Origin of the sequence: Burkholderia sp. BCC0322, from assembly GCF_902833045.1 — a bacterium.
Lineage (GTDB): Bacteria > Pseudomonadota > Gammaproteobacteria > Burkholderiales > Burkholderiaceae > Burkholderia.
Window position 1 is genome coordinate 191,263 of record NZ_CADFDU010000002.1, and the last position, 13,480, is coordinate 204,742.

Sequence of the window (13,480 nt, forward strand, 5' to 3'; positions counted from 1 at the left end):
GCTGTTGTTATGCCGACTCTTGTTCTGCCGAACGGTAACCGTCGAGCCAGTTGCGCCACAACGCGTCGAGCGTTTCGCCGAAGCTCTTCGCGCTCGATGCGGTAAAAATCAGCACGCGCCCCGGGGCAACAATGAATGCACCTTGCCGTTGAAAAACGGTCTTCGGACCGTTCCGATAGGCAGCGTCAATGCGCTCCCCAGGCACTCCATCCGTTTCAGCTCCAAGCCGTTCAGACTGACGCGAAAGCACCCGGTGTCCCTGCAACCGCGATTTGAGCAGCGCGATCTGACGATCGATATACGGCGCAAGGGCCTCTCCGTCCTTGAGCCAGTCGCGTGCGACACTGAGGTTCGGCTGTGCGGCCGTATCGGCCGGCACGAAGAGATTGGTCGTGCGATCCTCGAAACCGTCCGGCAGGACGATGCTGCCTTCGTGAATCCGGATACGGTCTTCGGAATCCGTCATGCTAGTTCTCTCGTGACGTGTAGTTGTTGGAATGGGTCGAAATCAGCGGCCACACGCGCCGACACTCATTTTCCCCGCAGCACGACGGTGCTCTCCCGGCGCAAGCGCACGCTGTCCGCGAGCAATACGAAATGCGCGACGAGCCACACGTAAAACGCGACGCCGTAGCCGGATATCGGCGTCGCGTCTGCTTCGTTGAAGTACCACTTTGTCGTGAACAGTGGACGGAGCGCACACGCGAGCGCAGCGGCCGAAAACTGGGTCGCGCGCGTATATCGGTTCCGGGCGAACTGGACGGCCGCAACGACGTAGAGCGGATTGGCAAGCCATGCCGGATTGAGCATGAAAAGTCCCACCAGCCTTGGGCGAGAACCGACAGCCCGCTGAGCGACGATTCTTTTCCGAAATGCATCGGCGGCATCGTCAGCGAGAGGACATACAGCACCCCGGATACGCCGAGGACCGCCTCTCGCCTGACACACGGCGCCGAATCAAGAACGTTCGTCATTTCCCGAATCCATTCCACGACACTTCAACGGTCGCACGTGCGTTCAATCCGTCTGGCCGGCCGGTGTCACGACCTTCTCGCCGCGCGCGCGCATCGCTGCGCGTTGCGCCTTCGGATCGAGCGGCGGCCACGGCGCGCCGGCCGTGACGATCTTGCGGTGGATCTCTTCGATGCGCGTCCGCGCCGGCGAGTCCGCGGCCGTATGGTTCTTCAACTCGTTCTGTAGCACCCACCCATACGACACGCCGAGCTGGCTGGCAATCTTCGGATCCGCGCCGTGCGCGAGCAGGTAATCGACGATATCCCACTGCTGAATCATCGTCGCCTCGAAGAGTGCCGTCTTTCCGAGCGAATCGCGAGCATTCACGTTCGCCTTGTGCTCGACCAGCAGCTTCAGCTGGGGCAGCAGCCGGTTCTCTGCAACCGCGAAGATCATCGGCGTGTCGCCGTTGTATAGCCAGTTTGGATCAAGCCCGCTGTTCAACAACACGCGCAGGAGGTTCGGCGTATCGGCCCGCAATGCGACATCGACTACTGATCCGCCGCTGCTGCCAACCGGCGCCTTGGGATCCGCGCCGTTCTTCAAGAGCACGGAAATGATCTGGTACCGTGGATTCGACGCGTCGTTCTTGACCGGGACGATTTCCTGCACTGCATACGACAGCAGCGTCGTATTCTTCGCGCCGGGCGTATTCAGATCAGTCTTCGGCGCGAGCTGCTGAACCCGGCTGAGATCGCCGTCATGAATGGCCTGAGCCAACGTGAGTTGCTGCCCCGAAAAGAAATCTTCCGGTGCGTAACGCTTGAAGCCAGTCATGTTCGTCCCTTGGGCTTGAGTGGGCCACCAAAGCGGCGAGGACACTCCAACGAGTGCGGCAATCGCGCCGGCGGTTATTGCTTTCTTGTATCGCATCAGTGAGATGAATTCAGTTGGGAGACCAGGTCGAGTTGATCCTTCTCGACCTGCTGGTTGATCCCGTTCGTCACGTCACCCATCAGGTGACGGCCGACCGTAGTCATACTCTCACCCTCGAGCGTGACGGGGCTTCCAACCGCCTTCGGCATCAGCGCCGCCGTACCGGCGCTGATCGGCCCGAGTCTGCCTTCTTGCAGGCCGGTCAGGATATCCCCATCAACACGATAGGCGGTGATGTTGGCCGGCTGGGCGGTTCCGCCGTATTGCGTGACGGTCTTCGGGTTGAGACCGGCTGCATTGAAGGTCACGGCCGAACCGCCACTGGCCTCGGCTGCAGCGGACGCCAGTGCGCCGCCGAGCGAATGCCCGGTGAAATCGACGCCAGACGACGCGCCCGCAGTCTCGATGCTCTTGCCGATCGCAACTGCGTTGCGGTAGTACGGCGCATCCGCACCAAGCCCTTGTGCCATGTTGTTGCTCATATCTTCTCCGAAGAGCTGTTGCGTCCCCTTGAACGCAACAGTCGGCTTCATACTGTCGCCGAAGACATTCGGATCCGGGATATACATCTGCGCTCCGAAGTTGCTACCGCCTTTCTTGAAATCGCTCGGCTTGAGGCCGAACGCCTTCAATGCTTCCGGATCGTTGGTCGCCATCTTCCACCCGGTCGGCAGCGGATCGTTCGGGTGATACACGTGATCCGCGAGTTTCGCCAGTTGTTGCGCCTTCAGCGAGTTCGCCAGCTTGACTGCCGCCGCGCGCGTCGCCGGATCGGGGCTCGCCAGCCCCTTCGCGATCGTTGCCTGCTCGGCCGCCCACTCGAGGGCGAGCGCCTGTTCGGCGGACTGCGCACTGCTGCGATTCAAATGGATGACCGGTCCGTCGAGATAGATGCCGTTCGCGTTGATGACGATCGTTGACGGACCGAACGTCAGCTTGATGCTGTCCGGCGTCATCGTCACGACGCCGTCACCGACACGATGCTCGATGCCGTCGCTCGCCTGATGGCTTTGCATGCCGGGCCCGGCCTTGCTCGCGATGGCCTTCGTGTTGATCACGTTCGCCGTGGTGTCACGAGTCAGCGCGATGGTTTCCTTCAACCCGCCCTGCGCGATCTGCTTCGTCTCGCTGCCCTTGAGCAGCGAGACCGTGCGCGCACCGGCTTCAACCGTATGCGTTTCCGAATTCTTGATGACCGTGTTCATATCCTTCTGCGCATGCAGAAAGACTTCCTGGCCACCGTTCACGTCGGAGAACCGCAGTTCGTTAGAGCCGGCCCCCTTGTGCGTCTGGCTCTTGATCCCCATCGTCTGCCCTGCGGCGCCGTGGTATGGATTGTCCTGCTCGCCGTTGTACACGCGCCCCACGATGACCGGATTGTCGGGATCCCCCTGATTAAACGCGACCAAGACCTCTTGGTTGATTCGTGGGATCGCGGCCGCCCCCCACCCGTCGCCCGCCCACGGTTGGGACACGCGAATCCACATCGAATCCGAGCCGTCTAACTTGCCGCGGCGATCCCACAGGAAGTGCACCTTTACGGCACTGCCGTTCGTATGAATTTCTTCGCCCTTTGGGCCAACCACAATTGCCGATTGCGTGCCGTGGACGACGGGCTTCGGGGTATTTCTGGGCGAACGATACGGAAATTTCTTGGGGAGCAAAGAAAATGTATTGCGGTACGGTAGTTTTGCGTTGTGTTCCGTGTAGTCGTTCACCGCCTCGTGACGAACGTACAGAATCGCGTATTCCTGATTGTTGGCCGTGACGGGATGGTTCGTCACCGTCACGCTACCTGCAGCCGTCATCCGCCAAGCATAGCCGCTGCCCGTATAGCGATGCGCGCTCGCCTCTTCCGCTTGCATCGCAATGCGTGCGTAACGATAACCGTCATCGCCGTGGTCGAACAACGACTGGTGTTCGAAACGCTCCGTTGCCTCAAGTCCCGCATGCCGGAGATTCTCCGGTTCGACCTGCGCCAGCATCAGCGGCGACGACGGGTTCTGATAATTGAAGTCGCGAAAGGCGATCTTGCCGACGCCGAAACGCCGCCCTTCATGCAGCTGATCGATACCGTTGTCTTCGCTCGCCGCAGTGGCGGCATACGGCAAATTGGCCAGCCAGTCGATCGGGCGGAAAACGAAATTGGTATCGCCGATAACAAGGAAGTGCTTTTCCTTCTCGTAGCGATGCGTCCAGATCAGGCCTTCCTGCTCCATCAGCCGCGCGCAGAAATTGTAATACGACTCCTGGTACATCACGATGTATTCGAGCGGCTTCTGTGCGGTCCGAATGTCGAATTCGAAATCGGCGAACCCGTGATCATGGAAAATCTCAGTGAGAATGTCCTGAGCGGTCTTGTTCTGGAAAATCCGGCAATCGGTCGAACGCGTCAGAAACCAGAACCACGGCACCACCGTCATTTGATATTGCGTCACGTTGCCCGGAGTGCCGGCCCGGTCGAACGACGTGACGTAGCCGTCGAAGTAGCGGATACCGTCGGCCCCGCCTGACGAGACGATGCGCTCCAACGTGGACTGCCGTGCGCTTTGGTCGAATCGGATCTTGATCGGTTGGCCGATCAGTTGATCGGGCGCCAGATCATGCTGGTGAGACAGCAAATCCAGGTGGATCTCCGGCAACCGATTGACGTGCTCATCGATGATCGCGGTGCTGACCAGCAACACGTCCAAACCGAGCGGCGTGTCCACGGTGACATATCGATTTAGCTGAGTCAGTCGAGCAACACCGCCAGCCGCATTGTTGAGCGCGTCCGCGATCGCGGCCGGCGTTTTGTTCATCAGCGAGAAGCCGGTCTGCGCAAGCTGAACGGCACGTTGCACAGTGTCGAGATGACCGGCGACGCTGGCGAGCGGGCCGATCTGACCGGCAATCGTGGACGCAGCCGGCCCAGCAAGGCCACCGAGTGCACTCCGCGAGCCCAACAGATTCCCGCCGAAACCGGCCGGAATACCGCCATTTGGGGCGAAACTCATTTGAATTCCCTTTGTTCTCGTTTGAGGTCTTGTCGCAACTAGCGCACCAGTGCCAAGCCGCGCTACTGTAGGACAAATCGCTTACGAGACAAAGATACTGAGATTTCTTTGCAATTTCGTTGCTAGCATCCGGTACGTCGGCACATCAAGTAAGTGGCTGGCTGCCTGCCCAAGCTTCACCGCGTCGCAGTACCGTACCCGTCTCGCCCGAGACCAACACGATCTGTACAAAGCTGGTGACTGGCACGTACGGAGAAAAAAATCGATCCATCACGCGCCCTAACCCTTCGAGACTGAATTGGGCAAAACGCTGCTCTTCAATCACAAGCCGGATCTCCAGCCCTTGAACGAACGCTGAAGCAGGTTTCCCCGGCATCCAGCGCCGCACGCGCTCAACTGAGAGAGATAGGAGCGCGTCGAATCGGTGCCCGCCATCGGGTGCAAACATGCCAAAGCGGGCGCACAGCTGCTTGAGCTTCATGAGTCCATCGGCATTCAACCGTACTGCCTGCGGAACCAGCCATGACAGAAATTCCCACAGCTCACCGCGACGAAAAACCGGTGCGGGACTCGCGCTTGGTTTCGCCAACATTTCGATCTCGTCAACGGAGTCGTCACCGCTCAGGACCAGTTGCCTCTCCGGCATGTGGGCCAGATTGCCGTTCGTGCAAGACAGCACGATGTCGAGTCGGCACTGCGCGGGAGGACCGACAGGCTCGCCGCGCGTGTTCACAAGCGCGAGCTCCAGACCACGCAACGCATCGCTATTGGCTCCGGCTACCCGAACATGTGCTGCTTCCTGCCCCGATTTAGCTGGCTCGGCGGGCGGCTTCGGCGCGCGTCGGGCTTCGTCTCGCAAGGCGACCCAATACAAATCCCGCACTGCGCCAGGCGCGTGCTGCATCGATTCGAAGGGCGGCAGAACTACGACGCCCTCAGCAGTCGTCATCCGTACCTGATCGACCGCCCAGACCTCTGTCGTACTCGCGGATGTGAGCGAAATTGGTTTCAGCGCGTAATAGGCCAACCCAGCCTTGGTTTCGATTGGTTCAGCTTTGCGCAAGAACAGGTTGACCGCGGGCGTGCAAAACAATCGGAGATTCTCGGCCGACGCTACAGCGAGTCGTTGGGCGCGACGAGAGTCGGGATGGATGCCGGTGAGCGCCAAATGCACCGTGATTCGTCGCGCGCCAGCCGCCAACCGTTTCAACCGAGCCAAGTTCAAATCGAGGCCGTCAAATCGCGCAGGAAAGGCACCATATTCCATAAGCAGGTGAAACGGCACAACCGTGTCGTCGCGAGGCGGCGGGAGCAGCGCTTCCGCATCATCGAATCCTGCGGCTGTCAGCGGCATGTCCACTCGGTTCCACCGCCCGTTGCCGTCCAACTCAATAAAAGCGCGCGCGGAGTGAATAAGCACGCCGTCGGCGAGCGCGGCTGCGACCTCTCTCCGTCCTGCCAAATGCAGCCGCAGCATGTCCGGAGCGATGGTGAACTCGACTGACGGCGAAGTGAGTTCGAGGGTGAATGACAAAATGCCCGTGGTGTCGGGCGGCAGTGGCACTCGCGTCGGTGCGACGGTCGACGTCGCATAACGTACGGCAGAGACGATCAACGGCACCAAGGTAACGTCGGCGGCGGTGCAAAACACCAGCCGGGAATTCGGTGCGACCAACTGTGTGCCGCGTGGAACTAGCCGCGGCGCAGTCAGCTTGCCGTAGCGGTCGCCGCGAAACTGGGCCATCACGCACGACGGAAACGGCCGTAGGAACGCTCCGTGGATCGTGTCGATCAATGCGTGCGTAAACTCGGGCACTTCGTCCTCGAGCCGGATATCGTGCTGGGCAGACATCAACGCGAACGATTGCTGCAGCCGTTCGATTTGCGGGTCATCCGAGTGCTCGCCGGACATCGCCAGGCGAGCTGCGATTTTTGGGTAAAGCTCGGCAAATGCGCGCGTCGAGCGACGCAGCAGAGCCAATTCACGCTCGAAATACGGTAGGAGATCCTCGGGTTCGATGGCCATACAATTTTCAAATGGTTACGCCGATGGCGCTGTCAGTACCGCGCTCTTGGGTATGCGTTGAACATCGGAATATATTTTTTTCGCATCGAATTTCAGCACCCTTTAAGATGATTCAGTGATCAACCGCATTGCGCGGTATGAAATGCCACCCTCCTGTTTCCGGATCGTACATTGCAAGTTGGGTTGCACGGTCGACGGAGATGGCGACCGTCCCCACCGTGTCCAACGCTATCAACGCCCGTCGTAGGGCGGCTTCTGAAGCAGCAGGTGCCGCAAACCATCCTCGTACGAGTTGCATTGTCTCGCGCCACGCGAATAGTCCAGCGCACTCGTGCGCTCGGTCGAGCAATGACCACGTGCCTGCATCGATCATCATTTCGTTCAATGTACGAGACCTAACCCTCCATCGTGCAGCTTGCTCGCGGGCTACCCGGATGGCAAATCCGTTTGAATCAGTGACGAGCCGGGCTTCGTGGGCTAGCCAGGCAACGTGCATTGTGAGGGGCCGCTGCCTCAATGGATGTGAGTAGAAGAAGTGACTGGACAGAAAACCGGAATGTGCCACAGCCACAACCGGTTGCCCCTTCTGCCGCTGTAAAAGAAGCATTTCTAGTAAGGCATCGAATGGCGAAAAAAAACAACGGGGTGCCGGACCGAACCGCGAAGGATCGACCACAATCGTCCTAACTGGTGGGTACGCCGACGCCGCCAGTACGTACACTGGGTGGGCTTGATTTAAGAGCGGTATCGAACCAGCTGATTGCAGCATCGACATCAGAAAATATAATATACAATTAATGTATTAATGATTAAAAATAAAGCGTCACCTAACATTCCCGACAACAATCAACACGATCTGAATACCAAAAGTCAACCGGGAGCATATGCCCCTCGAAGAGGGAACGTACTCTGGCGCCACGCTACACGAATAATTGCCATTGGAGTCACTTTTTTTCTTCTTTGTAACTAATTTACAATCAACTTCATTTTCAGATATTTTAATCTCAATTATAATAATTATTTAATTTGTTTAGTTGATGAGTGAAATTCTGGGTTGGCCCGCTCTCGAGGATCTGTCTCAATATCAATAGTTGGTGCGCCGCTAGATCGTCTGCAGCGCGACCGGTCCACACGTTCTAGTCGACCGTCATCTTCTCCGGCCCGGCATTCGGGCCGATCGCCTTTTCAACATGCCTCTGGGTCGCGGCCTTGTCACAATGGGACTTCAGCACGAGGTCGACGGTGATGCCGCCCTTGTCGAGTGCCCATTACAGATACACCACCGCTTGCCGGACTCGATGTACATCTCGTCTATCGGCCGGCTTTTCCCGACCAGTTGCTTAAACGGCCAAGAATCTCTTCCAGTTTCGGCAACAGCCTCATGGCCCAGCGGCGCATCGTCTCGTGCTCCACTGCAGGTCGAGTTCGGCGCCAATTTCACCAGAAGGCACAATCTCAGTCGATAGGCAACGGTCTGCCGCACGCACGCCAGGATCTCATCGACGCGTCGCACATTACGGCTGCCCCTCACTGGGTCTTCCGTCTGATACGCTCGTCGAATATCTCTCTGCATCAAATAATCAAAAGCGTCCGCTGCAATTGAAAATGCCATTGAACTAATCCGCGCTTATAATTAGCGTATCAAATTTTTGCTTTCGACAAATCTCTTGCGTCGCAATGCTTCGTGACGTAAATTTGAAACGCCACCACCAAAAAGGTGAAAGCAAAACCAAAACATCATTTAATTAATGTATTAATTGAATGATGTTCATGCAAGCACATCATCCTGGCTGCATCTACTTAATCCATCAATATTGGCAAACAGGAGGTTGCCAAATGCATGAGGTCGTCATTTTTATATTCAAACAGAAGGGGTAAAAATGTCGTATTCACCTGATTCGAATCATTTCGGCTGTCGGCTACCGTCGATCAAGGCCGGCTATCTCGGGGCGGCCATCCTCGCCGCCTGCCTAGTATCCGCCTGCGGTGGCGATGACGGCCCGGCGGCTGCAACGCCTGCTGCAATGCCTGTTGCTGCGGTGCCGGCTCCGCTTTCATCTCAAACCACGTCTGCTACCACACCGGCATCGCCGTCGCTTCCGCCATTGGCCGCAGACCAGCCCTGCGTCGACAACACTGTCTACGACACAACCGCAACCGGATCACTGCCGTCCGCGACAGAAGCAGCGGCCGTGACCCACCACCGCATTACGCTCAACGGCAAACCCCTTACCTATACGGCGACGGCGGGCCACCTGACCGTGCGGGATCCCAATACCAACGCGCCGACGGCGTCGCTCTTCTATACGGCGTATACGCTGGACGGCGCGGACGTCACCAAGCGCCCTGTCACCTTCTTCTTCAATGGCGGGCCCGGTTCGTCATCGAACTTTCTGCACATGGGCTCCTACGGGCCGATGCGGGTATTTTCCGAACAGGGCTCGACCGTCTCCGGTCCCAATGACGTCACGCTCGGAGAGAACCCGCAGACGCTGCTCGACAAGACCGATATCGTGTTCGTCGACCCGCCGGGAACGGGCTATTCGGAAGCGATCGCGCCGAAGCAGAACAAGGATTTCTGGGGCGTCGATGCGGATGAACTGGTCAATGCAGGGCTGATCTACCGCTACCTGAACATCAACAATCGCGGACAGTCGCCGCTGATGATCTACGGCGAGTCGTACGGTGGGCCGCGGGTCGGGATCATGTCGTACACGCTGCACGACACCTACGGGATCAAGCTGAGCGGCCTGATCATGCAGGCGCCGGCCCTCAACGAATACGAACAGCGCATCAACATGTACAGCGACGGCTCCGTTCATCCGAGCCGCCGTTATCCGGTTCCATCGCTGATCGGCCCGACCATCACGATGGCGGCCAAATACTGGGGGGCCATTACCGACCCGATGCTGTCAGGTCTCAGCCTGTCCGACCTCTTTCAAAAATCGGAGGATTTCTCGTTCAATACGCTCGTCAAGCTCGCGGATCCGCTGAATGCGACTACCGGGCTGCCCGACTCGTCGTGGCGCTCGTCGACCGGTGCGGCCACCCAGGCACAAGCCATCGCGCCGCAGCTCAACGCGCTGTTCGGCAATCTCCTGTACGCGGATGCAAGCGGCAGTCCGTACTTTTTCAATACCCAGGCGCAATCGACTCCGTCCAATCCGACGGTCATTGCCGACACCTTCTATTTCGCCAATGAAGGCATCGGGCCGCAGATTCCAATGGGTTTCGACAAATCGTTCGTTCAAGGGAAAACACTCGGCGCATACGATCTGCGCAAGGCTTTGGCAGGAACCAATATTCAGAAGTCGATCGATAATTACCTAACATACGATCCATCCCTCGACGATTTGTCCGCCTACACGCCGATCTTTACGTCGTATGTTTATAACACGCTCAAATACCAGACCGCTTCCGGATATCAGGGGATGAATGCGGCTACCAATGGCACGTGGAATCACACTACCAGCTATCCGGACGGAAGCCAGTTGTCCTTCCCCGACGCGACCATCTTCATTGCGGATGAAATGGCAATCAATCCGAAAATGCAGGTGATGACCGCCGCCGGATACTACGACGGCGTGGTGCCGGCCGCGCTCGTCGACTGGGACATGCAATACGTCTCAGATCCCAAGGGCGGCCAGATCCCAGCGTCGCAGATGCAATCTAGCTACACGCGGGTGTTGTACCCGGGAGGCCACATGGCCTATGCCGACGACGCCAGCCGTCAACAGATGCACGACACGCTAGTTGGCTTCTACGCTAAGGCAACCACCAGTTCCATTCCGTCGATGTCCCGCTAGCTGTACGAGCGAGCGGCCAGTAACGCGAAAAACGAGGCGATCGCATGCCATTGCGATCGCCCCCGGCTATATGACATTAATGCAAAGAAATGGGAGCTTATGTAGTCGAAAGTGACCCTAGCCCACAAAACTGTCCCACTTGGAAGTGGAAAATTCCGGCATATCGATGTCATCGAGACTTGGAGGTCATGCCGTGAAGAAGAGCAAGTTCACCGAAGAGCAGATCGCATACGCGTTGAAGCAGGCCGAGTTGGGCACGCCTGTCGCGGAGGTCTGCCGCAAGATGGGGATCAGCGACGCGACGTTTTACAACTGGCGCACGAAGTACGGCGGGCTGTCGCCATCGGAGCTGCGCCGGCTGAAGCAGCTTGAAGAAGAGAACGCGAAGCTCAAGCGGCTCGTAGCAGATTTGTCGCTGGACAAGGCCATGCTGCAGGACGTGCTGTCAAAAAAAGCTCTGAAGCCTTCTCGGCGCCGTGAGCTTGTCACGGACTTGATGCAGCGTTTCGGCGCAAGCCAGCGGCAGACCTGCGCGTTGTTGCAACTGTCCCGCACAGTCTACCGTTACGAGTCGGTCGCGCGGGATCAAAGCGCGCTGGAGATGCGCATCAAGGAGATCACGGAAGTGCGGGTGCATTACGGCGCACCCCGCGCATACGTGATGCGTCGCCGGGAAGGCTGGCGAGACAACCACATGCTGTAATTGCGTCTCCGGCTAACGACGGAGGCTGCCATGGAAACGTATGTGGGTCTCGATGTATCGCAGAAGTCAACGGCGGTTTGCGTAATCGATGGGGACGGTAATCCCGTCTGGCGCGGAACAGTAGCATCGGATCCGCAGGCTATTGATAGCATCATCCGACAGCAAGCCCCCGAGGTCCGGCGCGTCGGAATGGAAACTGGCCCTCTCGCAGTATGGTTCTATCACGCACTGCGAAATCGACGTGTTCCTGTTGATTGCATTCATGCCCGCCACGTGCACGCAGCGCTCGCGACGCAACTGAACAAGACTGACAGCAATGATGCGCGCGGCATTGCTCAACTCACGCGCAGTGGCTGGTATCGTGCCGTCGAAGTCAAAAGTATCGCGAGCCACGAAGTCCGGCTGCTTCTTGGAGCGCGCAGTCAATTGGTCAGTATGCGTACCGGCCTGTACAACCAGATCTGCGGGGTGCTCAAAACCTTTGGTGTTGTGCTGCCTCCTGGTACGCGCAGCGCATTCGAGAAACTCGTCGAGCAACATACGCCATCGACATCGCTAATCCGTGGCGTAGTCGACATCCTGATCGACAGTTGGAGGCATATAGACAGGCAAGTCCATGAGACCGATAAGGCGCTTGAGCGGATTGCGCGCGCCAGCGATGTGTGTGTCGTCGTCTGATGACGGTCCCCGGTGTCGGCGTGAAGACAGCAGTGGCATTCGCTGCTGCTGTCGACAATCCGGATCGATTCCGCCGTGTCGGCGATATTGGTCCGTATCTTGGTCTAACGCCAAGGAAGTACCAATCAGGGGACGTCGATCATAACGGTGGAATATCCAAGACCGGCTGCCGGCTGACCAGACACATGCTGTTCGAGGCGGCGTCGGCTTTGCTCCTGCGTCATAAGCGCGGCTGCGCACTCCGACGTTGGGCGCAGGCACTGATTCCCCGGATTGGCTTGCGCAAAGCACTGGTTGCAACCGCTCGCAAGCTCTCGACGCTGCTGCTCTCAATGTGGAGAAGCGGCGAGGAGTTCATCCCGGGATAGCCACACGCTCGCCATCGCAAGTCGCTTTACCTGCAACAACTGCGGTACCGGTTCATCCAGGCTGATTACGTCGCCTCAAGGATTCCTTGACGCGCTTTGCGGGAAAACCGCGGCAATCACATCGGAACGTTGTAGCGACTCTCTGACGGCATGTTGTGGCGTGAACACGACCACGAAGACGACAAGGAAACGGCTGGTCTGAACCCTTTCCAGGAGGATGATCTATTGACAGCAATTAGACGATAAACGAGTCGAACGCGTGTATCGGGAACTCGGGCTTTCGTTGCGCCACAAACGACCTCGACGGAACAAGTCGGCTCGGCGCAGGCAGCCAAAGCAGTCAGTGAGCGCAATCAACGAAATCTGGAGTATGGACTTCGTCGCCGATGCGCTGTTTGATGGTCGACGCTTGCGCACGCTCACGCTCGTGGACAACTACACGCGGGAATGCCTAGCCATAGAGGTCGACGGCTCATTGCGTGGCGAGCACGTTGTCGCCGCGCTGACCCGGCTTGCGCAGCATCGTCCGCTTCCCCGCTATATCAAGGCAGACAATGGCAGCGAATTCATTTCGAAGGCGCTCGACAAATGGGCGTACGAGAATGGCGTGGAGATCGACTTCTCGCGTCCTGGCAAGCCGACCGACAACGCGAAGAATGAATCATTCAACGGACGCTTTCGGGAGGAATGCCTCACGCACATTGGTTCTTGTCGCTGGAAGATGCCAGACGCAAAATCGAAGTCTGGCGCGAGTACTATAACGAGGCGCGTCCTCACTCTGCGCTGCAGTGGATGACACCGGCGGAATTCGCCCGCCAGTGCACCGATCGGGCCGATTGGCCCGCCCCGAAGAGCCGGAATTTTCCAACTAAGACCGGGACGGAAATTGGGCTAGCCTCAATCCTATTAAGTTAATCAAGAGTTCTTGAAACACAGTAATTTCTGTATTATTTCAAAAATCCAACGCACCCAATAAAATCTTTTTTATTATGTAAAACAAATTAACACTTATT

General features: G+C 57.9%; 7 protein-coding genes and 3 pseudogenes. 5 read left to right on the forward strand and 5 right to left on the reverse strand.

The window, feature by feature from the left end; genetic code table 11:
- Window positions 1-7: 7 nt before the first annotated feature.
- The 5 genes and pseudogenes from HWX39_RS06945 to tssF all read right to left on the reverse strand — a co-directional run bounded on the left by HWX39_RS06945 (window position 8) and on the right by tssF (window position 6,912).
- Window positions 8-466, reverse strand: a complete 459-nt coding sequence (locus HWX39_RS06945) for a DUF1795 domain-containing protein (RefSeq protein ID WP_175966467.1) — start codon at window positions 464-466, stop codon at window positions 8-10.
- 65 nt (window positions 467-531) lie between these two features.
- A pseudogene (locus HWX39_RS36780) lies at window positions 532-974 on the reverse strand (hypothetical protein).
- A gap of 43 nt (window positions 975-1,017) precedes the next feature.
- Entirely contained in the window at window positions 1,018-1,887 is an 870-nt protein-coding gene (locus HWX39_RS06955) for an ankyrin repeat domain-containing protein (protein ID WP_175966469.1), read from the reverse strand.
- On the reverse strand, window positions 1,887-4,886 hold the full coding sequence (tssI, locus tag HWX39_RS06960) for a type VI secretion system tip protein TssI/VgrG (RefSeq protein WP_175966471.1): 3,000 nt from the start codon (window positions 4,884-4,886) through the stop codon (window positions 1,887-1,889). The genes HWX39_RS06955 and tssI overlap by 1 nt, the downstream gene beginning before the upstream one ends.
- Before the next feature lie 145 nt (window positions 4,887-5,031).
- Window positions 5,032-6,912, reverse strand: a complete 1,881-nt coding sequence (tssF, locus tag HWX39_RS06965; RefSeq protein WP_175966484.1) for a type VI secretion system baseplate subunit TssF — start codon at window positions 6,910-6,912, stop codon at window positions 5,032-5,034.
- A gap of 1,880 nt (window positions 6,913-8,792) precedes the next feature.
- On the opposite strand from tssF, the gene HWX39_RS06970 reads away from it, so the two are divergent.
- From HWX39_RS06970 to HWX39_RS06990, 5 genes and pseudogenes are all read left to right on the forward strand, one after another.
- Window positions 8,793-10,718: a hypothetical protein gene (locus tag HWX39_RS06970; protein WP_175966486.1), complete on the forward strand. Its 1,926-nt coding sequence runs from the start codon at window positions 8,793-8,795 to the stop codon at window positions 10,716-10,718.
- 193 nt (window positions 10,719-10,911) lie between these two features.
- Window positions 10,912-11,412 (forward strand): annotated as a pseudogene (locus HWX39_RS06975) (transposase); the annotation flags it as partial.
- 39 nt (window positions 11,413-11,451) lie between these two features.
- Window positions 11,452-12,099 carry a transposase gene (locus HWX39_RS06980; RefSeq protein ID WP_175966488.1) on the forward strand — a complete coding sequence of 216 codons (648 nt, stop codon included), beginning with the start codon at window positions 11,452-11,454 and terminating at the stop codon, window positions 12,097-12,099.
- Window positions 12,100-12,119: 20 nt separating this feature from the next.
- Complete coding sequence (locus tag HWX39_RS06985; protein ID WP_175966490.1) at window positions 12,120-12,467, forward strand: transposase; 348 nt, start codon at window positions 12,120-12,122, stop codon at window positions 12,465-12,467.
- A gap of 244 nt (window positions 12,468-12,711) precedes the next feature.
- Window positions 12,712-13,339, forward strand: a pseudogene (locus HWX39_RS06990) (IS3-like element ISBcen15 family transposase); the annotation flags it as partial.
- Between the last annotated feature and the right edge of the window lie 141 nt (window positions 13,340-13,480).

Coding starts and splice junctions, on each gene's coding strand:
- HWX39_RS06955 (WP_175966469.1), bottom strand. CDS start 1,887: ATGCGATACAAGAAAGCAATAACCGCCGGCGCGATTGCCGCACTCGTT.
- HWX39_RS06980 (WP_175966488.1), top strand. CDS start 11,452: ATGGAAACGTATGTGGGTCTCGATGTATCGCAGAAGTCAACGGCGGTT.
- tssF (WP_175966484.1), bottom strand. CDS start 6,912: ATGGCCATCGAACCCGAGGATCTCCTACCGTATTTCGAGCGTGAATTG.
- HWX39_RS06945 (WP_175966467.1), bottom strand. CDS start 466: ATGACGGATTCCGAAGACCGTATCCGGATTCACGAAGGCAGCATCGTC.
- tssI (WP_175966471.1), bottom strand. CDS start 4,886: ATGAGTTTCGCCCCAAATGGCGGTATTCCGGCCGGTTTCGGCGGGAAT.
- HWX39_RS06970 (WP_175966486.1), top strand. CDS start 8,793: ATGTCGTATTCACCTGATTCGAATCATTTCGGCTGTCGGCTACCGTCG.